Origin of the sequence: Atlantibacter sp. RC6 (assembly GCF_014193285.1) — a bacterium.
GTDB lineage: Bacteria > Pseudomonadota > Gammaproteobacteria > Enterobacterales > Enterobacteriaceae > Atlantibacter.
In genome coordinates this window covers 105007-126992 of record NZ_JACHZE010000007.1, presented here as the reverse complement: position 1 = coordinate 126992, position 21986 = coordinate 105007, and the positions used below count along the sequence as shown (strand labels likewise).

18 protein-coding genes are annotated in these 21986 nt (G+C 54.9%); 13 read left to right on the top strand and 5 right to left on the bottom strand.

The genetic code is table 11. The features are described from left to right. Positions 1-338: 338 nt before the first annotated feature. Together ampG and FHW74_RS16140 are read right to left on the bottom strand one after the other, a co-directional pair. Entirely contained in the window at positions 339-1814 is a 1476-nt protein-coding gene (gene ampG / locus FHW74_RS16145) for a muropeptide MFS transporter AmpG (RefSeq protein ID WP_183171397.1), read from the bottom strand. A gap of 41 nt (positions 1815-1855) precedes the next feature. Then, the gene (locus tag FHW74_RS16140; RefSeq protein WP_183171396.1) at positions 1856-2434 is read right to left on the bottom strand and encodes a lipoprotein; all 579 of its coding nucleotides are present in this window, start codon (positions 2432-2434) and stop codon (positions 1856-1858) included. A 301-nt stretch (positions 2435-2735) separates the two neighbouring features. Here FHW74_RS16140 and bolA point away from each other — a divergent pair, with 301 nt between their 5' ends. The 9 genes from bolA (at position 2736) to FHW74_RS16095 (ending at position 13207) form a co-directional block, all read left to right on the top strand. Further along, complete coding sequence (gene bolA / locus FHW74_RS16135; protein ID WP_183171395.1) at positions 2736-3053, top strand: transcriptional regulator BolA; 318 nt, start codon at positions 2736-2738, stop codon at positions 3051-3053. 348 nt (positions 3054-3401) lie between these two features. Next, the gene (gene tig, locus FHW74_RS16130) at positions 3402-4700 is read left to right on the top strand and encodes a trigger factor (RefSeq protein ID WP_183171394.1); all 1299 of its coding nucleotides are present in this window, start codon (positions 3402-3404) and stop codon (positions 4698-4700) included. 317 nt (positions 4701-5017) lie between these two features. Continuing rightward, positions 5018-5641 (top strand): ATP-dependent Clp endopeptidase proteolytic subunit ClpP, encoded by a 624-nt coding sequence (gene clpP / locus FHW74_RS16125; protein WP_002463767.1) that lies wholly within the window; start codon positions 5018-5020, stop codon positions 5639-5641. A 132-nt stretch (positions 5642-5773) separates the two neighbouring features. After that, positions 5774-7048, top strand: coding sequence for an ATP-dependent protease ATP-binding subunit ClpX (clpX, locus tag FHW74_RS16120; protein ID WP_183171393.1), 1275 nt, complete (start codon positions 5774-5776; stop codon positions 7046-7048). Between the two features lie 182 nt (positions 7049-7230). After that, the gene (gene lon / locus FHW74_RS16115; protein WP_183171392.1) at positions 7231-9585 is read left to right on the top strand and encodes an endopeptidase La; all 2355 of its coding nucleotides are present in this window, start codon (positions 7231-7233) and stop codon (positions 9583-9585) included. A gap of 210 nt (positions 9586-9795) precedes the next feature. Next, positions 9796-10068 (top strand): nucleoid-associated protein HU-beta, encoded by a 273-nt coding sequence (gene hupB, locus FHW74_RS16110; RefSeq protein ID WP_125294077.1) that lies wholly within the window; start codon positions 9796-9798, stop codon positions 10066-10068. 200 nt (positions 10069-10268) lie between these two features. Continuing rightward, the gene (gene ppiD, locus FHW74_RS16105; RefSeq protein ID WP_183171391.1) at positions 10269-12143 is read left to right on the top strand and encodes a peptidylprolyl isomerase; all 1875 of its coding nucleotides are present in this window, start codon (positions 10269-10271) and stop codon (positions 12141-12143) included. A 146-nt stretch (positions 12144-12289) separates the two neighbouring features. Further along, positions 12290-12652 carry a helix-hairpin-helix domain-containing protein gene (locus FHW74_RS16100; protein ID WP_183171390.1) on the top strand — a complete coding sequence of 121 codons (363 nt, stop codon included), beginning with the start codon at positions 12290-12292 and terminating at the stop codon, positions 12650-12652. A 150-nt stretch (positions 12653-12802) separates the two neighbouring features. Further along, positions 12803-13207: a YbgC/FadM family acyl-CoA thioesterase gene (locus FHW74_RS16095; protein WP_125294080.1), complete on the top strand. Its 405-nt coding sequence runs from the start codon at positions 12803-12805 to the stop codon at positions 13205-13207. Between the two features lie 28 nt (positions 13208-13235). Here FHW74_RS16095 and queC read toward each other — a convergent pair whose 3' ends face one another. Further along, positions 13236-13931, bottom strand: coding sequence for a 7-cyano-7-deazaguanine synthase QueC (gene queC, locus FHW74_RS16090; RefSeq protein ID WP_183171389.1), 696 nt, complete (start codon positions 13929-13931; stop codon positions 13236-13238). Between the two features lie 70 nt (positions 13932-14001). Continuing rightward, the gene (locus FHW74_RS16085) at positions 14002-15702 is read right to left on the bottom strand and encodes an SgrR family transcriptional regulator (protein WP_183171388.1); all 1701 of its coding nucleotides are present in this window, start codon (positions 15700-15702) and stop codon (positions 14002-14004) included. Between the two features lie 98 nt (positions 15703-15800). On the opposite strand from FHW74_RS16085, the gene cof reads away from it, so the two are divergent. Next, on the top strand, positions 15801-16619 hold the full coding sequence (cof, locus tag FHW74_RS16080; protein ID WP_183171387.1) for an HMP-PP phosphatase: 819 nt from the start codon (positions 15801-15803) through the stop codon (positions 16617-16619). A 39-nt stretch (positions 16620-16658) separates the two neighbouring features. Here cof and FHW74_RS16075 read toward each other — a convergent pair whose 3' ends face one another. After that, positions 16659-17705 carry a PLP-dependent cysteine synthase family protein gene (locus FHW74_RS16075; protein WP_183171386.1) on the bottom strand — a complete coding sequence of 349 codons (1047 nt, stop codon included), beginning with the start codon at positions 17703-17705 and terminating at the stop codon, positions 16659-16661. A 115-nt stretch (positions 17706-17820) separates the two neighbouring features. Here FHW74_RS16075 and FHW74_RS16070 point away from each other — a divergent pair, with 115 nt between their 5' ends. The 3 genes from FHW74_RS16070 (at position 17821) to FHW74_RS16060 (ending at position 21885) form a co-directional block, all read left to right on the top strand. Continuing rightward, complete coding sequence (locus FHW74_RS16070; protein WP_125294085.1) at positions 17821-18282, top strand: Lrp/AsnC family transcriptional regulator; 462 nt, start codon at positions 17821-17823, stop codon at positions 18280-18282. Positions 18283-18344: 62 nt separating this feature from the next. Then, positions 18345-20114, top strand: coding sequence for a SmdA family multidrug ABC transporter permease/ATP-binding protein (locus FHW74_RS16065; RefSeq protein WP_183171385.1), 1770 nt, complete (start codon positions 18345-18347; stop codon positions 20112-20114). Beyond that, positions 20107-21885, top strand: a complete 1779-nt coding sequence (locus tag FHW74_RS16060) for a SmdB family multidrug efflux ABC transporter permease/ATP-binding protein (protein WP_183171384.1) — start codon at positions 20107-20109, stop codon at positions 21883-21885. Before FHW74_RS16065 ends, FHW74_RS16060 begins: the two co-directional genes overlap by 8 nt. Positions 21886-21986 lie beyond the last annotated feature (101 nt).

The following is a 21986-nucleotide window of genomic DNA, read 5'->3' as shown; positions in this document are numbered from 1 at the left end:
AATATACAGGAAAAATGCGGGTTGTAGGCCGTTATAACAAATCAGGATTGTTAAATTTTTTATGCCGGATAATTGGTATAACCAATTCAAATGATATACAAAAACTTAACAAAAATATATCAAATATGGGACAATTAATTTACGCAAAATTAATCTTGCCATGGCTGAATCGATAAAGGGAAATTATTGCGCTTTTTTAGCTTTATAAATTCCAGAAATTTAAGGGCACAAAAAAACAATTTTTTGCCGCGACTTTGCCGCCGGTGAACGTTATTTTCATTACCCTGCGTGATTACCACGGAAAATAACCAAAAATAACGTTCATTATTTAAGCAAAATTAGCGCTTTGCTGTTTTTTTCAGCGCCAGAAAATCCAACACCGCGCCGGCCAGAATCCCGCCCAGCGCCAGCGCAACCCCCAGTTCAAACAGCGCCGTTTCGATGGGTAACCGGGTGAGCTGCAACGCATTGGCGATCAGCACGCCCAGCCACGCCAGCAAGATAACCCCGCTGACCATCAGCACCTTTAGCGCCACCCGGTACGCGCCCGCATATACCGTGCGCGGCATAAAGGTTTCGGTCTGTTGGGTAAACTCCAGCGTCCTGCGGCAAACCAGCAGCAGCAGGATGCCCGGCACCGCGGCGATCACCGAGAACAGGTAAAACGTCGGCCAGCCGTGGGCTTCTACAAACCAGCCTGCCACCGGCCCGACATAAACGCGCCCTACCGCCGACAGCGCAGAGAGCAGGGCGAACTGAGTCGCCGAGAACGATTTATTACACAGCGTCATCAGCAGGGCGACAAACGCCGCCGTTCCCATGCCGCCGCACAGGTTCTCGAAAAACACCGCGCTGGCCATGGTCACCATATGCTTGTCGGTAATCGACAACAGCCAGTAACCGGCGTTAGAGGCCCCCTGTAAAATGCCGAAGATCAGCAGCGCGCGGAACAGCGTCAGGCGCTGCATCAGCACCCCGCCGTACAGCGCGCCGATAATGGTGGCGAGCAGGCCAAGTGATTTATTCACTACGCCGACTTCGCCGGCATCAAACCCCACGCCGCGTATTAAAAACGTGGTGGTCAGGCTCATGGCGAAGGCGTCGCCCAGCTTGTACAGCACGATCAGCAGTAAAATCAGCCACGCGTTGTTGCGGCCAAAAAAGTCATGCAGCGGTTCCACCACCGCTTGCTGGAGCGTTTTGGGCACTGGGATCGCGTCGCTGGGTTCAGGGGCCAGCAGCGTCGCAATAATGCACGGGATCAGTAGCGCGGCCATCAACCAATAGGTGGCCTGCCAGCCGAGCCAGCGATCCGCCAGCCACAGGGCCAGCCCGCCGGAAACCAGCATCGCCAGACGATAGCCGAGCACGCTGATCGCCGCGCCCGCGCCGCGTTCTTCCGCCGACAGTACGTCCGTTTTCCAGGCGTCGAAAACAATATCCTGAGACGCGGAGCAGAAGGCGATAATCACCGCCAGCGCCGCCATCCAGCGCAACTGTGTGGAAGGCTCAAGAAAGCCCATCGCCGCAATCGCGATCAGCAACAGGATTTGGGTAATAACCAGCCAGCCGCGGCGGCGTCCAAGCAGCGGCGGGGTATAGCGGTCCATCGCTGGCGACCACAGAAACTTAAACACATAGGCCTGGCCGACCAGCGAGAAAAAACCGATGGTTTTGAGATCGATATTTTCGACCGTCATCCACGCCTGAAGCGTACCGGACGTCAGGGCGAGGGGCAGGCCGGAAGCAAAGCCCAGCATCAGCAAAACGGCTGATTTAGGCTGCTGGAATATACGCAGATAGTGATTGGGCATCGGGAAAATACAAGGCCCGGCAAGCCGGGCCTCTCAGTCAATTAGCGGGCGTTTTGCTTGATGAACTCATGAACGCTGGTGTCCTGCGCCATATCGGCGATGGTATCGGTCAGGACGGAGTTAACGGCGTTAGCGATGTTTTTATTCGTCGCCTGGAACGCGCCTTCAACGTTGTAGCTCGCACGATAGTTTTTGGTCATCTTGTTGCCGTTGGTGGCAACCGCGACGATAGAAATATCGGCTTTGGTGGCGATGTTGTAACGCACGTTGCCCTGAGACACGTCGGCGTACAGCTGGTTAACAATGATCTGCAACTGAACCGCGCCGCTCGGGCCAATCATGTAACCGCGTGCGGTCATCTGTTTCTCTAACACTTCCTGCAACAGGAAACGCAGATCGCGGGAGGCCGTCAGGGTAACGATTTGATTATCGCGGGTCACTTTAGACAGCGCCTGGTCCGGACGCTGGTCAGCGCCGTTAATGCTGATCGTCACGCCCATCAGGCTCGGATCCTGCTGGGGCAGGGCGATATTCGGGGAGACGTCAATGGTGGTCGGCGGTGTCGCGCATCCAGCTAACATAAACAGCGCCATCAGCGGCAAAAATAATTTTTTTAACATTTCAGGGTCTCAACGTACATGTAGGCAAATTGAAGAAAATTCCCGCCATCATAGCATCGCCATCAGCGAGGGGAAGTGGCAACACAGGTAAATTCATCGCGTTGTGTTTTTTATGACCTTTCGCCAGGTTTTCTTTGCATTACAACCTTTGTATGGGCCTTGTGACAGTCTGATTCACCCGTTACGATGAGAAAATGGGATAAAAGCTAAATATTTGTTGATAATCTGTTATGGAGCCAGTAAAGGCGACTAACATTTAAAGTGATGGATAGCATCGCAGCGTTGTCGGAGGAGTGAAATCATGATGATACGTGAGCAAATAGAAACAAAACTCAGGGCAGCGTTTGATCCCGTATTCCTCGAAGTTGTGGATGAAAGCTATCGCCATAATGTTCCGGCCGGCTCGGAAAGTCATTTCAAAGTCGTTCTGGTAAGCGATCGTTTTGTAGGGGAACGTTTTCTGAATCGCCACCGCCTGATCTACGGCACGTTGACGGAGGAATTGTCGACCACAGTGCATGCTTTAGCTCTGCATACTTACAGTACCAAAGAGTGGGAAAGCCTGCAGGACACTATTTTTGCGTCACCGCCATGTCGAGGTGCAGGAACGATAGCCTGAACATTGAATTTGCAACAGCAGGACTTTTTCCAGTATGTTGCGCCAGACAGAGTTTCTAAGAAACGGCCTGCGGGCCGTTTTGTTTTGTCTGAAAACCAGGCGAAACGGCAGATTTCAGGCGAAGCTCCGCCGGGAATTGTGAAAAAAGCCACAGAGTCGCGTGGTTGCTTTTCTCGACTCACCATAGTGATGCCGCTATAATGCTGCGTCTTATTTTTCGGAATGTCTTCGGGATGATTCTGACGACAGGGAATGTGATTCTGATTCAGAAAGCATCCTGGTTCTGCGAAGCGAATAATCAACGGCTTCCAGAGTTGACCGAGCACTGTGATTTTTTGAGGTAACAAGATGCAAGTTTCAGTTGAAACCACTCAGGGCCTTGGGCGCCGTGTAACGATTACAATCGCTGCTGACAGCATCGAAAACGCTGTGAAAAGCGAGCTGGTCAACGTGGCGAAGAAAGTGCGCATTGACGGCTTTCGTAAGGGCAAAGTACCGATGAACGTCGTTGCTCAGCGTTATGGCGCTTCCGTGCGCCAGGATGTGCTGGGCGATCTGATGAGCCGTCATTTCGTTGACGCTATCATTAAAGAAAAAATCAATCCGGCTGGCGCACCGAACTATGTTCCGGGCGAATACAAACTGGGCGAAGACTTCACCTACGCGGTTGAATTCGAAGTTTACCCGGAAGTCGAACTGAAAGATCTGGAATCCATCGAAGTCGTTAAGCCGGTTGTTGAAGTGACCGACGAAGACGTTGACGGCATGCTGGACACCCTGCGCAAGCAGCAGGCGACCTGGACCGAAACCACTGAAGCCGCTGGCGACGAAGATCGCGTGACCATTGACTTCACCGGTTCTGTTGACGGCGAAGAGTTCGAAGGCGGCAAAGCGTCTGACTTCGTACTGGCAATGGGCCAGGGCCGTATGATCCCAGGCTTCGAAGAAGGCATTAAAGGCCACAAAGCCGGCGACGAGTTCACCATCGACGTGACCTTCCCGGAAGAGTACCACGCTGAAAACCTGAAAGGGAAAGCAGCGAAGTTCGTGATCAACCTGAAAAAAGTTGAGCAGCGCGAACTGCCGGAACTGACCGAAGAGTTCATCAAACGCTTTGGCGTTGAAGACGGTTCTGTTGCCGGTCTGCGTACCGAAGTCCGTAAAAACATGGATCGCGAGCTGAAAGGCGCGGTGCGTAACCGCATCAAGTCTCAGGCTATCGAAGGTCTGGTGAAAGCGAATGACATCGACGTTCCTGCTGCGCTGATCGACGGCGAAATCGACGTACTGCGCCGTCAGGCTGCACAGCGTTTCGGCGGCAACGAGAAACAAGCGCTGGAACTGCCGCGTGAACTGTTCGAAGAGCAGGCAAAACGCCGCGTTGTGGTTGGCCTGCTGCTGGGCGAAGTGATTCGCACCAACGAGCTGAAAGCCGACGAAGACCGCGTTAAAGCGCTGATCGAAGAGATGGCTTCTGCATACGAAGATCCGAGCGAAGTTATCGAGTTCTACAGCAAAAACAAAGAGCTGATGGACAACATGCGCAACGTCGCTCTGGAAGAGCAGGCGGTTGAAGCGGTGCTGGCGAAAGCGAAAGTGACCGAGCAAGCGACCACCTTCAACGAGCTGATGAATCAGCAGGCGTAAGTCACGCCTCACGTTGTATCAGGCCCGTCCTACCACGACGGGCTTTTTTTTCGTCCGCAGTTAGCGCAAGGACGGATAAACCGCAGTTTCAATATTCGCGTAACATGAAAAGGTTGTTATGCTTGAAACTGAGGGCGATAAACCCCATAAACAAAGATATATCCGCATCAACAAACAGAAAATTTGATCTATTGTGGATAGGGACTCTGGCTGATAATCCGTCCTGAAGGGTGACAAGACCCGGTAGCGTGGTCATTCGTCACGGTCTCAAGTAAAATCAGTGCGACAGGTTACTTAATTTTTTCCAGGAGACGGAAATGTCATACAGCGGCGAACGAGAAGTCATGGCACCCCATATGGCCCTGGTGCCAATGGTTGTGGAGCAAACCTCACGTGGTGAGCGTTCTTACGATATTTTTTCCCGCCTGCTCAAGGAACGCGTTATCTTTTTGACCGGTCAGGTTGAAGATCACATGGCTAACCTGATTGTGGCGCAGATGCTGTTTCTGGAAGCAGAAAACCCGGAAAAAGATATTTACCTGTACATTAACTCGCCGGGCGGCGTCATTACTGCGGGCATGTCGATTTACGACACCATGCAGTTTATCAAACCGGATGTCAGCACCATTTGTATGGGCCAGGCGGCCTCAATGGGCGCGTTCCTGTTAACCGCCGGGGCGAAAGGCAAGCGTTTCTGCCTGCCGAACTCACGCGTGATGATCCACCAGCCGCTGGGCGGCTATCAGGGTCAGGCGACGGATATTGAAATCCATGCGCGTGAAATTTTGAAAGTGAAAGCGCGTATGAATGAACTTATGGCGCAGCACACGGGTCAACCGCTGGAGCAGATCGAAAGAGATACCGAGCGCGACCGTTTCCTCTCAGCGGATCAGGCTGTAGAGTATGGATTGGTTGACTCCATTTTAACTCACCGTCAGTGATACCTGCGGCAATGGGCCGCTATACTATAGGGTGTCAGTAGGCGGCTCATTGTGCGCAAACTTCGGTTTGCGCCTGAGAATGGCATTGCGTCGTCGTGTGCGGCACAAAGAACAGAAAAGAGGTTTTGACTCATGACAGATAAGCGCAAAGACGGCTCAGGCAAACTGCTGTACTGCTCTTTTTGCGGCAAGAGCCAGCACGAAGTGCGTAAACTGATTGCTGGCCCGTCAGTGTATATCTGCGACGAGTGTGTCGATTTATGCAACGACATTATTCGCGAAGAGATTAAAGAAGTGGCGCCGCACCGCGAACGTAGCGCGCTGCCGACGCCACATGAAATCCGCAACCATCTGGACGATTACGTTATCGGCCAGGAACAGGCGAAAAAAGTTCTGGCGGTGGCGGTATACAACCACTACAAACGTCTGCGTAACGGCGACAATTCCAACGGCGTAGAACTGGGTAAAAGTAACATTCTGCTGATCGGCCCGACCGGTAGCGGTAAAACCCTGCTGGCCGAAACGCTGGCGCGCCTGCTGGACGTTCCGTTTACCATGGCGGATGCCACCACCCTGACCGAAGCCGGTTATGTGGGCGAAGACGTTGAAAACATCATCCAGAAACTGCTGCAAAAATGCGATTATGACGTGCAGAAAGCCCAGCGCGGCATTGTGTACATCGATGAAATCGATAAGATTTCCCGCAAGTCTGATAACCCGTCCATCACCCGTGATGTATCCGGTGAAGGCGTGCAGCAGGCATTGCTGAAACTGATTGAAGGCACCGTGGCTGCCGTTCCGCCGCAGGGCGGCCGTAAGCACCCGCAGCAGGAATTTTTGCAGGTGGATACCTCGAAAATTCTGTTTATCTGCGGCGGGGCATTTGCCGGTCTGGATAAAGTGATCGCTAACCGCGTTGAGACTGGCTCCGGCATCGGTTTTGGCGCGACGGTGAAAGGTAAATCCCAGAAAGCGACGGAAGGCGAACTGCTGACTCAGGTTGAACCGGAAGATTTGATCAAATTCGGTCTGATCCCTGAATTCATTGGCCGTCTGCCAGTGGTTGCTACGCTGAGCGAACTGAGCGAAGAAGCGCTGATCCAGATCCTCAAAGAGCCGAAGAACGCCCTGACCAAGCAGTACCAGGCGCTGTTTAATCTGGAAGGCGTCGAGCTGGAATTCCGTGACGAAGCGCTGGAAGCTATCGCGAAGAAAGCCATGTCCCGTAAAACCGGCGCGCGTGGCCTGCGTTCCATCGTGGAAGGCGCGCTGCTCGACACCATGTACGATCTGCCGTCCATGGAAGACGTCGAGAAAGTGGTTATTGACGAGTCCGTGATTGGCGGGCAGTCAGAACCGCTGTTAATTTACGGCAAGCCAGAAGCACAGCAGGCATCAGGCGAATAATTCGCCTGTCCTGACAATCAGTTATAAAATTTAAGGGGGATTTTGTCCCCCTTTTATTTTTCCTGCAATCCTGACATTGAATGTCCGGGAAACATCCCCATATACTGTTCTACTTGTTGGTGATGCCGTGAATTTCACGTGCGCCCCATCGCCTGGCGGAAACTAAACTAAGAGAGAGCTCTATGAATCCTGAGCGTTCTGAACGCATTGAAATCCCCGTGTTGCCGTTGCGCGACGTGGTGGTTTATCCGCACATGGTTATCCCTTTGTTCGTGGGACGGGAGAAATCTATCCGCTGCCTGGAAGCCGCAATGGATCATGACAAAAAGGTCATGCTGGTTGCCCAGAAAGAAGCGTCGACGGATGAGCCGGGTGTGAATGATTTGTTTACCGTGGGAACCGTAGCGTCAATTTTACAGATGCTGAAACTGCCGGACGGCACGGTAAAAGTACTGGTTGAAGGTTTACAGCGTGCGCGCATTACCGCGCTCTCTGACGATGGCGAACACTTCTCTGCACGGGCCGAATATCTGGAATCCCCGGCCATTGATGAGCGCGAGCAGGAAGTGCTGGTCCGCACCGCTATCAGCCAGTTTGAAGGCTACATCAAACTCAATAAAAAGATCCCGCCTGAAGTGCTGACGTCATTGAACAGCATTGACGATCCCGCACGTCTGGCCGACACCATCGGCGCGCATATGCCGTTGAAACTGGCCGATAAACAGTCGGTGCTGGAGATGTCAGACGTTAATGAGCGTCTGGAATATCTGATGGCGATGATGGAGTCAGAAATCGATCTGCTGCAGGTTGAGAAACGCATTCGCAACCGCGTGAAAAAGCAGATGGAGAAGAGCCAGCGCGAGTACTATCTGAATGAGCAAATGAAAGCCATCCAGAAAGAACTGGGCGAAATGGACGATGCGCCGGATGAAAACGAAGCCTTAAAACGCAAAATCGACGCGGCCAAAATGCCGAAAGAGGCCAAAGAAAAAGCCGACGCCGAGTTGATGAAGCTGAAAATGATGTCGCCGATGTCTGCGGAAGCGACCGTGGTACGCAGCTATATCGACTGGATGGTGCAGGTTCCGTGGAACGCGCGCAGCAAAGTGAAAAAAGACCTGCGCCAGGCCCAGGAAATCCTCGATACCGATCACTACGGCTTAGGCCGTGTGAAAGACCGCATCCTTGAATACCTTGCGGTGCAGAGTCGCGTTAATAAAATCAAAGGCCCGATCCTGTGCCTGGTCGGGCCGCCGGGGGTAGGTAAAACCTCGCTGGGTCAGTCCATTGCCCGGGCGACCGGACGTAAATACGTGCGTATGGCCCTGGGTGGGGTACGCGATGAAGCGGAAATCCGCGGTCACCGCCGTACCTACATTGGCTCCATGCCGGGCAAACTGATCCAGAAAATGGCGAAAGTGGGGGTAAGAAACCCGCTGTTCCTGCTGGATGAGATCGACAAAATGTCGTCGGATATGCGTGGCGATCCGGCGTCGGCACTGCTTGAGGTATTGGATCCGGAACAGAACGTGGCGTTTAACGACCACTATCTGGAAGTGGATTACGATCTCAGCGACGTAATGTTTGTGGCGACCTCTAACTCCATGAACATTCCGGCCCCGCTGCTGGACCGTATGGAAGTGATTCGCCTGTCGGGTTATACCGAAGATGAAAAACTGAACATTGCCAAACGCCACCTGCTGCCGAAGCAGATTGAACGTAACGCCCTGAAAAAAGGCGAAATCACGGTGGATGACAGCGCGATTATCGGCATCATCCGTTACTACACCCGTGAAGCCGGGGTGCGTGGGCTGGAGCGTGAAATTTCGAAACTGTGCCGTAAAGCGGTTAAACAATTGCTGCTGGAGAAAGAGCTCAAGCACATCGAAATTAACGGCGATAATCTGAAAGATTACCTCGGCGTTCAGCGCTTCGACTACGGTCGTGCCGACAACGAAAACCGCGTTGGACAGGTGACTGGCTTGGCCTGGACCGAAGTGGGCGGCGATCTGCTGACCATCGAAACCGCCTGCGTACCGGGTAAAGGCAAACTGACCTATACCGGCTCGCTGGGCGAAGTAATGCAGGAATCCATTCAGGCTGCGCTGACCGTGGTGCGTGCGCGCGCGGAAAAATTGGGTATTAATTCTGATTTTTACGAAAAACGCGACATCCACGTTCACGTTCCGGAAGGGGCGACGCCGAAAGATGGCCCAAGCGCGGGTATCGCCATGTGTACCGCGCTGGTCTCCTGTCTGACAGGCAACCCGGTTCGCGCCGACGTCGCCATGACCGGCGAGATCACGCTGCGCGGGCAGGTCCTGCCGATCGGCGGCCTTAAGGAAAAACTGCTGGCAGCGCACCGCGGCGGGATTAAAACGGTGTTAATTCCTTACGAAAATAAACGCGACCTGGAAGAGATTCCGGATAACGTTATTGCCGATCTGGAGATCCATCCGGTGAAGCGTATCGAAGAGGTGTTAACCCTGGCGCTGCAGAACGAACCCTCGGGAATGCAGGTTGTCACGGCAAAATAGTGACCTAACGCATACTGCATAGATAAAATCAGAGCTGGTAAGCCATTTGGTGCTTGCCAGCTTTTTTTTGTATCGCTAATTTAGATGGCTGACTGTATATGTCATCAACTAATGCTGTTGTAAGGGCATGACAGGCCTGATATAACTGCTGCGCGGTCGCCCCATGAAGGATTCAGGGGCGATATAAATAATAATGAGAGGAAGAGAAGCGTGAATAAATCTCAACTGATAGACAAAATTGCCGCCGATGCTGATATTTCTAAAGCCGCGGCTGGACGTGCGTTAGATGCTCTGATTGGCTCTGTTACCGAATCTCTGAAATCCGGAGATGACGTGGCGTTAGTTGGCTTTGGTACTTTCTCTGTCCGCGAGCGCGCTGCCCGTACTGGCCGCAACCCGCAAACTGGCAAAGAGATCACCATTGCGGCAGCAAAAGTACCGGGTTTCCGTGCAGGTAAAGCACTGAAAGACGCGGTAAACTGATTTTTCCCTCTACGGTTTCGATGGTAAAGGGCAAAGGGCGCATCGCGAGATGTGCCTTTTTTATTATCTGGATGACTTTTTAGTCCTGTGGGCTGACAACCGCCCCGGTTTCTTGTCACAATACGCCTTTGCGCGAAGCGGCACCCCAGGGTGAACGCCAGCAGGATTTACTGTCATCTACAGCGGAGCGTTGTTACACCATGATGGACAACTTACGTACGGCCGCGAACAGCGTCGTACTCAAGATTATTTTCGGTATCATTATCGTGTCGTTCATTCTGACCGGCGTGAGTGGTTACCTGATTGGCGGTAACAATAATTACGCCGCGAAAGTGAACGGCCAGGAAATTGGTCGCGCCCAGTTTGAAAATGCGGTCGCCAGCGAGCGCAATCGTCAACAGCAACAGTTGGGCGATCAGTTTTCTGAACTGGCTGCTAATGAAAACTACATGAAAGCCATGCGCCAGCAGGTGCTGTCGCGCATGATTGATGAAGTGTTGCTCGATCAATACGCCAAAAAACTCGGTCTTGGCATCAGCGACGATCAAATCAAACAGGCGATCTTTAAAGAACCCGCTTTCCAGAGCAATGGCAAATTTGATAACGCCCGTTATACCGCCGTCATCAACAACATTGGCATGACGCCGGACCAGTACGCTCAATCATTGCGTAACCAGCTGATGACCCAACAGCTGATCAACGCCGTTGTCGGTACTGATTTCATGCTGGCGAACGAAACCGATGAGCTGGCGGCGCTGGTCGCTCAGCAGCGCGTCGTGCGCGAAGCCACGATCGACGTCGCCGCGCTGGCCGCGAAACAAACCGTGACTGACGCGGAGGTCAATGGCTTCTACGAGCAGAATAAAAACCGTTTTATCGCGCCGGAACAGTTCCGTGTCAGCTACATCAAACTGGATGCCGCTGCCATGAACGAAAGCGTCAGCGATGAAGAGATCCAGGCCTGGTACGACCAGCATCAGGATCAGTATGGTCAGCCGCAGCGTAACCGCTACAGCGTCATCCAGACCAAAACGGAAGAAGAAGCGCAAGCGGTGCTGGATGCCCTGAAAGCCGGTTCTGACTTCGCGACCCTGGCGAAAGAGAAATCCTCCGACATTATCTCTGCCCGCAACGGCGGCGATATGGGTTGGCTGGAAGACGCCACCACCCCGGATGAGCTGAAAAACGCCGGCCTGAAAGAGAAAGGCCAGATTTCCGGCGTCATCAAATCCTCGGTTGGCTTCCTGGTGGCGCGTCTTGATGACGTTCAACCGGCGAAGGTTAAGCCGCTGTCTGAAGTGCGTGACGCCATTGCCGAGAAAGTGAAGCAGGAGAAAGGCGTGACCGCATTCTTCGCCCTGCAACAGAAAGTCAGCGATGCGGCGAGCAATGATAACGAATCGCTGGCGGGCGCAGAGCAGGTTGCCGGTGTGAAAGCGGTGGAAACCGGCTGGTTCAGCCGCGATTCCCTGCCGGAAGAGCTGAACTTCAAACCGGTGGCTGACGCTATCTTTAACGGCGGCCTGGTCGGCGAAAACGGCACGCCGGGCAGCAACTCCGACATCATTACCGTGGAAGGCGACCGCGCGTTTGTGCTGCGTGTCACCGAGCACAAAGCGGAAGCGGTAAAACCGCTGGCGGACGTGCGTGACCAGGTGGTTGCAGATATCAAAAACCAGAAAGCGGAACAGCAGGCGAAACTGGATGCCGATAAGCTGATCAACGAACTGAAAGCGGGTAAAGGCGACGATGCGCTGAAAGCCGCAGGTCTGAGCTTTGGCGCTGAGAAAACGCTGAGCCGTACCGGTCAGGATCCGATTTCCCAGGCTGCGTTTGCGCTGCCGCTACCGTCTAAAGATAAACCGTCTTACGGCGTGGCTAACGATATGCAGGGCAACGTTGTGCTGGTGGCGCTGGACGAAGTGCGGAGCGGTACGCTGCCGGAAGAGCAGAAAAAAGCGATGACCCAGGGCATTACTCAAAACAATGCGCAAATCGCCTTCGACGCACTGATGACCAATCTGCGTAAAGAAGCAAAAATCAAAATGGGCGACATCGTCGAACAGCAGCAATAATCGAGACTTCTCGCACATATTTGCAATTTCATGCAAACCTCAAAGGCCGCTTTCGCGGCCTTTTCCATTTCTGATATTCGCTGTTTGTGGTGTTTCTCCTGGGTCGATAAGGTGGCGTTGCTGTCAACAAACAAGGAGAAAACAGCATGAAACAAGGTGTTAAAGCATTCTGTCTGGCAATGGTTATCGCCTGCGGTCTTACCAGCTATCCCGCGCTGGCAGTACAGTCAACGGCGAAAGCGGAAGCGGTTACTGCGAAGGCGGAAAACGCAGCGGCTAAAGACAAAGCCGTAAAGGCGGATGAGGGCGAAGAACGAACCGTGAGCATTAACAATGCCAGCGCGGAAGAACTGGCCTCAGCGCTTAACGGCGTAGGGATGAAAAAAGCGCAGGCGATTGTGAATTACCGGGACGAGAACGGCCCCTTTAAAAGCGTTGAGGACCTTAAACAGGTGCCTGGCATGGGGAACTCGCTGGTGGAACGTAATCTGGCGCGCATAAAACTGTAACCGCCAGTGCCGGGACCTTGCAGAGTTGTCAATTTTTGCCAGGATAATGAGGTCATACCAGTGGTGTGACCTCTTACTCTCATAAAATAAACCGCTGTGTTTACGCCTCCGAAGCGAAACCCACGCGGCGATAACAAGGGCCCTTGCGCTATGCAGACACACATTAAAGTTCGCGGTTATCACCTGGATGTTTATCAACACGTCAACAATGCCCGCTATCTCGAATTTCTTGAAGAGGCGCGTTGGGATGGGCTGGAACAGGAGGAAGGCTTTCAGTGGATGACGGCTAACCGTATCGCTTTTGTGGTGGTGAATATCAACATCAACTATCGGCGACCGGCAGTGTTGGGCGATTTACTGAAGGTCACCAGCCAGGTGCAGCAGTTAAATGGCAAAAGCGGCATTCTGAGCCAGGTGATTACGCTTGAACCGGAAGGGCAGGTGGTGGCGGACGCGCAAATCACCTTTGTCTGCATCGACCTGAGCACCCAGAAGGCGTTGCCGCTGGAGGGGGAATTGCGCGAACGTCTGGAGGCCATGGTCGGCAAGGCATAATAAAAAGGGCGGGTACCCGCCCTGATTATCAGTTAAGACCGGTTTTACGTTTCATCTGGGCCATCACGCCCACTTTATCCGCAAGGTAGTGATTCAGGCCATTGGCGCGCAGATTGCAGGCCGCACACTCGCCGCATCCGTCGCCTTTAATACCGTTATAACAGGTCAGGGTTTCGTTGCGTACCAGATCCAGTTTGCCCCAGTGATCCGCCAGCGCCCAGGTCTCGGCTTTATTCAGCCACATCAGCGGCGTTTCAAAACGGATATTACTGGCCATACCTAAATTTACCGCCTGGTGAAGCGCTTTGACGAATTCATCACGGCAATCCGGGTAGCCCGAAAAATCCGTTTCGCATACGCCGGTAATGATCGCTTCGGCCTGTACCTGATACGCATAAATCGCCGTCAGGGTCAGAAACAGAATATTGCGGCCAGGCACAAAGGTGTTGGGAATGCCGCTGGCGTCGGGATCGTAATCCGGCACCGGGATGCTGTCGCGAGTCAGGCTGCTTACCGCCAGTTCGTTGAGCAATCCGACGTCCAGGGTTTTATGTGCCCGGGCGCCCAGTTTGACCGCCAGTTGCTGGGCAATCTCGATTTCAGCGCGATGGCGTTGTCCATAATCGAATGTGACGCAATGCACCTCATCATATTGATGCAGCGCCTGAATCAGGCAGGTAGTGGAGTCTTGTCCACCGCTAAATACCACAACGGCACGTTTCATCGTCAACCTTTCGTTCTCTTATATAGATGGCGCATAGGGTAGCGCCGTTGGCTTAGCGCCACCAGCTTCTTCACTGTGTACCCGGCGGCGGGAGCCAGGCGCGGGTAAAATCGAACCAGCCACGGGCATTCATGCGAATACCATTGATGCCCGGCGGCGCGCTAACCTGATAGCGATAATTAAACAGCGGCGTGATCGCGGCGTCCTGCATCAACGTGGTATAGACCTCGCGCATCCCTTCCCGGCGCTGAGCTTCATCCGGCTGACGCTGCACCGCGTCAAGCGTGTCCTGTAAATGAGCGATCTGACGCGCGGTAAGCACCTGCGGCCAGAGATTATCGCAGCGCAGCCACTGCTCAAGCGTAAAAGCCGGGGACTCGCCGATAAGTCGATCGCCCATGACTAAATCCGCCTCGCCCAGTTGCTGGCAACCGTGCCAGGTTTTTGCCGGATGAAAATGCACCGTCAGTTCACAGCCTTTGTCCGCCAGATAACGTGTAAGCTGTTCCGCCATGGCATGCAGTTCTACCGGCAGGTGATACACAAGGGTTAGCGAAGCGGGTAGCGCGGTTTCTTCACAATTCCATTCAGGAAGCCGCCAGCCGGGCAGCATTTCGCTGCTGGGGGTGATCAGCCCTTCATCCAGCGGCAGCGTATCCAGCATGCCGCTGTGATGGATCAGGTCAATCAGGTAACGGGATTGCGCCGGCGATAATTTCCCTTCCTGACGCAGCGCCAGATAGCAAAACCCGAGGCTGATGCTGTTGCTGACCGGCCGCAAATGGACCAGTTCATCCTGCTGGCCAATGGCGATCTGTACCGGGTGACGACAGCTGTTGCCCATCTCCCGATCGAAAAGTTGCGGCGTGATCCAAAACTCCACCGCCTTCAGCAGCGGATGGCTGAGATGCCAGAACTCGTGGCTTTCCAGGCGCACCAAATCTGCTTCAAAGCGCGCCAGCCGAAACGGCCCACTGCCGATTTCCGGTTCGTCCGGATGAGCCAGACGGCTGCAATATAGCGCTAAGCGGTGCGCCAGCCAGTAATCCGGGCGATGCAATTTAATACGCAGGCACTGGGCATGAATCATCTCCAACTGGGCCACGCTGGCAAACAGCCGGGCGATTTCCCGATCCGCCAGCAGCGACTGAAGCGCCCGCTGCAACTGCTGCGTTTCCACCGGTTTGCCGTTGTGCCAGTGCAATGTGGAGCGCAGATAAAAATCCCAACACAGCCCGTCTTGCGAGATACGCCAGTGGTGCGCCAAATCGCCAACCGGATATTCGCCCTCATCATCGAAACGCGTCAGCCCCGAAAATATTTGCCCGGCCAGATGTTGCTCGGCGCGGCCCGGTAAAAAGCCTGGCGTTAACGGCTCCAGAGGGCGGTAGTAGGGTATACGCAGTGTAGGGGTATCGTTTTGCCACTGGCCGCCAAGAAATGGCTGCAATAAATGACGTAACTGATCGGGGGCAAGCTGCGCCAGCTCCAGCGCGTTTTTATGCTGGCCGCGATTGAGCACCTGCTCCATCATCCCGGCGCGCACCTGCTCGGGTGTAACATGGAAGGTTAAATCGCCGCGCTTTCCACGCCCGGCCTGCGCCTGCCAACGCAGCCAGCCTGCTGATTCCAGCTGGCGCAACAGGGTGCGGATATGCCGTTCGCTGCAAAAACAGCGTTCGGCCAGCTCCGCCACGGTCGCCCGCTGGGGGGCGCCTGCGGAAGGTTGCCAGAGACGCTGAAACTGATTGAGCCGATTAACGAGTCGCATAGTAAATCCGGAACAAATTTTGGAAAGTATTCACTATTTGTTCCGCATATGCCAGGCGATACTTCAGGCTGTGTGAGATTATGTGAGAGCGGACAACCATGGCGCGACTGGCTGCATTTGATATGGACGGCACCCTGCTGATGCCGGACCATTTGCTGGGCGAACAAACCCTGAAAACCCTGAATCGCCTGCGCGAACGCGACATTACTTTAGCTTTTGCTACCGGGCGGCATGCCCTGGAAATGCGCCATCTGCTTACCGATCTCTCCCTCGACGCCTTTCTGATTACCGGTAACGGCACCCGCATCCATAGTTATCAGGGCGAGTTGCTGCATCACGCCGACCTTGCGCCGGAAGTGGCGGAACTCGTGATCCACAGCCACTGGGAAACTGAATCCTCGATGCACGTGTTTAACGACGACGGCTGGTTCACGCAAAATGATCTGCCGGAGCTGCTTAATGCCCACTTGTTTACCGGCTTTCGCTACCAGGTTTGCGATGTAAAACGCATTCCGGCACATCAGGTCACCAAGATTTGCTTCTGCGGCGAGCATGATGATCTCTGCCGCCTGCGCATTCAGCTTAACGAAGCCCTCGGCGATAAAGCGCATCTCTGTTTCTCAGCGCATCACTGTCTGGAGGTTCTGCCGGTAGGGTGCAACAAAGGCGCCGCGCTGGCGGTATTGAGCCAGCACCTCGGTTATGGGCTGGAGGAGTGTATGGCGTTTGGCGATGCCATGAACGATCGCGAAATGCTCGAAGCCGTAGGCTACGGCTTCATCATGGGTAACGCCATGGCGCAATTAAAAGCTGCGTTGCCGCATTTGCCGGTGATCGGCCATTGCAGCAGCCAGGCGGTTTCACACTATTTGACTCATTGGCTGGACTTTCCAAACCTGACTTATTCCCCCGAATGACGAGGCCATTCCAGCAAGCCGGGTATCCCCCGGCTTTTTTTATGCCGTCAGTCGAGCGATCTCTGCCTGCCAGGGTGCTAAATCGCCAATGTTCTGCTCGACCCACTGCGGGTTGTAGTACGTCTCCAGATAGCGCTCGCCACTGTCGCACAGCAGGGTAACTATCGCCCCTTTGCGCCCCTCATCGCGCATTTTTGCCGCCAACTGTAGCGCGCCCCAGACGTTAGTACCGGTAGATGCGCCGACTTTACGGCCAAGAACGGTCTCCAGCCAGTGGCTGGTCGCCACGCTTGCCGCATCCGGCACGCGCAGCATGTCGTCAATCACCGCCGGGATAAACGACGGCTCGACGCGCGGGCGGCCAATGCCTTCAATTTTACTGCCGACAGGGCTTTTCAGCGTCGCGTCGCGGCTCTGCCAGTAATCGAAGAACACCGAGTTTTGCGGGTCGACCACCATCAGCTGCGTGGAATGGCCCTGATAGCGCAGATAGCGGCCAATGGTCGCTGAAGTCCCGCCGGTTCCGGCGCTCATCACCACATAGTCGGGTACCGGATAAGGCTCGCTCGCCATCTGGCGGAAAATACTGTCAGCGATGTTGTTATTTCCGCGCCAGTCGGTTGCGCGCTCGGCATAGGTGAATTGATCCATATAATGGCCGTTGAGCTCTTTTGCCAGCATTTCTGAGGCATCATAAATCTCACAGGCGCTCTCGACAAAATGGCAGCGACCGCCGTAAAAGGCGATTTGCTCTACCTTGCGCTTCGCGGTGCAGGCGGGCATCACGGCGATAAACGGCAATCCCAGCAGCCGGGCGAAATAGGCTTCTGATACGGCAGTCGAACCGGATGACGCCTCGATAATCGGCGTGCCTTCTTTGATCCACCCGTTGCACAGCCCGTACAGAAAAAGCGAGCGCGCCAGGCGGTGCTTCAGGCTGCCGGTCGGATGGGTGCTTTCATCTTTCAGATACAAATGAATGCCCGGAAACGCGGGCAGGGAAAGGCGAATCAAATGGGTGTCGGCGGAACGCTGAAAGTCGGCGTTGATTTCGCTAATGGCGTGATTTACCCAGGCGCTGGTCATGAGGTGTATCCATTTATCAATTTGTGCCTAGCGTAAAACAAAGTCCAGGAAAAAGAGTTGCTATTTTCCGCATGATTTGGCGCAATGAGAGAAAATCTTTCTATGTATCTCGCAAATGATAGATAAAATTGACCGCAAACTGCTTTCGCTGTTGCAGAATGACTGCACGCTCTCTTTGCAGGCGCTGGCGGATGCCGTTAATCTGACAACCACGCCCTGCTGGAAACGCCTCAAACGCCTGGAAGATGAGGGCATTATTCAGGGGCGCGTGGCGCTGCTCGACCCGGAAAAACTCAATCTGGGCCTTACGGCGTTTGTGCTGATTAAGACCCAGCACCACAGCAGCGAATGGTACAGCCAGTTTGTCGCCGTGGTTTCCCGGATGCCTGAGGTGCTCGGGTTCTGGCGGATGGCTGGTGAATACGATTATTTGATGCGCGTTCAGGTCGCGGATATGAAGCGTTTCGATGATTTTTATAAGCGTCTGGTGAACCAGGTTCCCGGCTTATCAGATGTCACCTCCAGTTTTGCCATGGAACAGATAAAATATACCACTGCCTTGCCGTTAGACGGTTAACGCCACCATCACGTCAATCACCTGCAATCGACCGAACAGCAAGCCAATCAGGAATTTATTACGTGCGATTATTTGCTCAATTACGCTGGTATTTCACCCGGGAGTGGCGACGCTATCTCGGCGCGGTGTGCCTGCTGATTATCATCGCGATCCTGCAACTGATCCCACCGCGTGTGGTGGGCATCATCGTGGATGGCGTCACCCGAAACCATTTCACCGCCGGCCAGATATTTCAGTGGCTGGGGCTGATGGTGGCCGTCGCGGTGATTGTCTATCTGCTGCGCTATGTCTGGCGTGTGCTGCTGTTCGGCGCGTCCTACCAACTGGCGGTTGAGCTGCGCGAGGATTTTTATCGTCAATTGAGCCGTCAGCATCCTGAGTTTTACCTGCGTCACCGCACCGGGGACTTAATGGCGCGCGCCACTAATGATGTTGACCGGGTGGTATTCGCCGCCGGGGAGGGGGTGCTGACGCTGGTGGATTCGCTGGTGATGGGGTGCGTGGTGCTGGTGGTGATGAGCACCCAAATCAGCTGGCAACTGACGCTACTGGCGCTGCTGCCGATGCCAATTATGGCGCTGGTGATTAAACGCTACGGCGACCAGTTGCACAGCCGCTTTAAAGCGGCGCAGGCGGCATTTTCATCGCTCAATGACCGCACCCAGGAGAGCTTAACCAGCATCCGAATGATCAAAGCCTTCGGGCTGGAAGACCGCCAGTCGGGGCTGTTTGCCGAAGACGCCCGCGATACCGGCCAAAAAAACCTGCGCGTCGCCAGAGTGGATGCGCGCTTCGATCCAACTATTTATATCGCCATCGGCATGGCGAATCTGCTGGCGATTGGCGGCGGAAGCTGGATGGTGATCAACGGCTCGCTCACCCTGGGGCAGCTCACCAGCTTTATGATGTACCTCGGCCTGATGATTTGGCCGATGCTGGCGCTGGCCTGGATGTTCAACATTGTCGAACGCGGCAGCGCGGCGTACAGCCGTATTCGGGCTATGCTGGCGGAAGCGCCGGTGGTGAACGACGGCGATCGCGATGTCCCGGCAGGCCGCGGCGTGCTGAACGTGGCGATCCGTGAATTTACTTATCCGCAAGCCTCGAAACCGACGTTGAACAATATCACTCTGACGCTCAGGCCTGGCCAGATGCTGGGGATTTGCGGCCCGACCGGCGCGGGGAAAAGTACCGTGCTGTCGCTGATCCAGCGCCATTTCGATGTCGACCAGGGTGAAATCCGCTTCCATGATATCCCCCTTACCGCGCTGCAACTTGATTCCTGGCGTAGCCGGCTGGCGGTGGTCAATCAAACGCCGTTTTTATTCTCCGACACTGTGGCGAGCAATATCGCACTGGGTCATCCCGGCGCTACCCGGCAGGAGATTGAGCATGTAGCGAAGCTGGCCTGCGTGCATGACGATATTCTGCGTCTGCCCCAGGGCTATGACACTGAAGTCGGCGAGCGGGGCGTAATGCTCTCCGGCGGGCAGAAACAGCGGATTTCTATTGCCCGGGCACTGCTGCTGAACGCCGAAATCCTGATCCTTGATGACGCGCTCTCGGCGGTGGACGGGCGCACCGAACATCAAATTCTTCATAATCTGCATCACTGGGGAGAGGGCCGGACGGTGATTATCAGCGCGCATCGCCTGTCGGCGTTAACCGAGGCGGATGAAATCGTCGTGTTGCAACAGGGCCATATCGCCCAGCGCGGCGAGCACGATGCGCTGGCCGCCCAGCCTGGCTGGTATCGCGATATGTATCGCTATCAGCAAATTGAAGCGGCGCTGGACGACGAGCCGGAACGTGAGGAGGCCGTGAATGGATAAGCCTGCTCAACTGTGGCCGACCTTAAAACGTCTGCTGGCTTACGGCAGCCCGTGGCGTAAACCGCTCTCGATGGCCGTGGTGATGCTGTGGATTGCCGCCGCGGCGGAAGTGAGCGGCCCGGCATTAATCAGTTATTTCATCGATAACATGGTGGCGAAAAACAGCCTGCCGCTGGGGCTGGTGGCCGGGCTTGCCGCTGCCTATATTCTGTTGCAACTGCTGGCGGCGGGGCTGCACTACTGGCAATCGATCCTGTTTAACCAGGCTGCCGTTGGGGTAGTGCAACAGCTGCGTTCTGACGTGATGGACGCCGCGCTGCGCCAGCCGCTGAGTGAGTTTGATACCCAACCGGTCGGCCAGCTTATCTCCCGGGTCACTAACGATACCGAAGTAATCCGCGATTTGTACGTTACCGTGGTAGCGACGGTGCTGCGCAGCGCCGCGTTGATTGGCGCGATGCTGGTGGCGATGTTCAGCCTCGACTGGCGTATGGCGCTGGTGGCCATGGCAATCTTCCCGGCGGTGCTGATCGTTATGGTGATTTACCAGCGCTTCAGCACGCCGATTGTACGCCGGGTGCGCACCTATCTCGCGGACATCAACGACGGCTTTAACGAAGTGATCATGGGCATGAGCGTGATCCAGCAGTTCCGCCAGCAGGCGCGTTTTGGTGAGCGAATGGGCGAAGCCAGCCGTTCGCACTATACAGCACGCATGCAAACCCTGCGTCTGGACGGCTTTTTGCTGCGCCCGCTGCTGAGCCTGTTTTCGGCACTGGTGCTGTGTGGGCTGCTGATGCTGTTCGGCTTTAGCTCGGCAGGCACGATTGAGGTCGGGGTGCTGTATGCGTTTATCAGCTATCTGGGCCGCTTAAACGAGCCGTTAATCGAACTGACCACGCAACAATCGATGCTACAGCAGGCGGTTGTGGCGGGGGAACGCGTCTTTGAATTGATGGACCGACCGCGCCAGATCTACGGTAGCGATGTGCGTCCGCTGCAAAGTGGCGCGATTGCCATTGACGATGTCTCGTTTGCCTATCGCGGCGATCGGCTGGTGCTCCAGGACATTTCACTGGATATCGCCCCACGCAGCTTTGTGGCGCTGGTAGGCCATACCGGCAGCGGTAAAAGTACCCTGGCGAACCTGCTGATGGGTTATTACCCGCTGACGCGCGGCGAGATCCGCCTCGACGGCCGTCCGCTCTCTACGCTCAGCCATAGCGTATTGCGTAAAGGCGTCGCGATGGTTCAGCAGGACCCGGTGGTACTGGCCGACTCGTTTTTCGCCAACGTCACCCTGGGCCGGGATATCAGCGAAGCGCAGGTGTGGCAGGCGCTGGAAACGGTGCAACTGGCTGAACTGGCGCGCGCGTTGCCCGACGGCATCTATACCCGCCTTGGCGAACAGGGCAACAATCTGTCGGTTGGCCAAAAGCAGCTATTGGCGCTGGCGCGGGTACTGGTCGAAACGCCGCAAATCCTGATCCTCGATGAAGCGACCGCGAATATCGACTCCGGCACCGAGCAGGCGATTCAACAGGCGCTGGCGGCGATCCGTCAGCACACCACACTGGTGGTGATCGCTCACCGGCTCTCCACCATTGTGGATGCCGATACCATTCTGGTGTTGCATCGCGGCCAGGCAGTGGAACGAGGCACCCATCAGCAACTGCTGGCGGAACAGGGACGCTACTGGCAAATGTATCAACTGCAACTGGCAGGCGAGGAGCTGGCTGCCGCCGGGCAGGATGAAACGTTAAGCGCCTGACGCACCAAAATAACGCACCTGGGTTTGCGGTTACGGCTCTGGTGCAAATCCATCACGCACCCTGCACTGGCATGGTGCGTTTTTTTTGCTTACAGAACATT

Coding starts and splice junctions, on each gene's coding strand:
- ampG (WP_183171397.1), bottom strand. CDS start 1,814: ATGCCCAATCACTATCTGCGTATATTCCAGCAGCCTAAATCAGCCGTT.
- FHW74_RS16140 (WP_183171396.1), bottom strand. CDS start 2,434: ATGTTAAAAAAATTATTTTTGCCGCTGATGGCGCTGTTTATGTTAGCT.
- bolA (WP_183171395.1), top strand. CDS start 2,736: ATGATGATACGTGAGCAAATAGAAACAAAACTCAGGGCAGCGTTTGAT.
- tig (WP_183171394.1), top strand. CDS start 3,402: ATGCAAGTTTCAGTTGAAACCACTCAGGGCCTTGGGCGCCGTGTAACG.
- clpP (WP_002463767.1), top strand. CDS start 5,018: ATGTCATACAGCGGCGAACGAGAAGTCATGGCACCCCATATGGCCCTG.
- clpX (WP_183171393.1), top strand. CDS start 5,774: ATGACAGATAAGCGCAAAGACGGCTCAGGCAAACTGCTGTACTGCTCT.
- lon (WP_183171392.1), top strand. CDS start 7,231: ATGAATCCTGAGCGTTCTGAACGCATTGAAATCCCCGTGTTGCCGTTG.
- ppiD (WP_183171391.1), top strand. CDS start 10,269: ATGATGGACAACTTACGTACGGCCGCGAACAGCGTCGTACTCAAGATT.
- FHW74_RS16100 (WP_183171390.1), top strand. CDS start 12,290: ATGAAACAAGGTGTTAAAGCATTCTGTCTGGCAATGGTTATCGCCTGC.
- FHW74_RS16095 (WP_125294080.1), top strand. CDS start 12,803: ATGCAGACACACATTAAAGTTCGCGGTTATCACCTGGATGTTTATCAA.
- queC (WP_183171389.1), bottom strand. CDS start 13,931: ATGAAACGTGCCGTTGTGGTATTTAGCGGTGGACAAGACTCCACTACC.
- FHW74_RS16085 (WP_183171388.1), bottom strand. CDS start 15,702: ATGCGACTCGTTAATCGGCTCAATCAGTTTCAGCGTCTCTGGCAACCT.
- cof (WP_183171387.1), top strand. CDS start 15,801: ATGGCGCGACTGGCTGCATTTGATATGGACGGCACCCTGCTGATGCCG.
- FHW74_RS16075 (WP_183171386.1), bottom strand. CDS start 17,705: ATGACCAGCGCCTGGGTAAATCACGCCATTAGCGAAATCAACGCCGAC.
- FHW74_RS16070 (WP_125294085.1), top strand. CDS start 17,821: ATGATAGATAAAATTGACCGCAAACTGCTTTCGCTGTTGCAGAATGAC.
- FHW74_RS16060 (WP_183171384.1), top strand. CDS start 20,107: ATGGATAAGCCTGCTCAACTGTGGCCGACCTTAAAACGTCTGCTGGCT.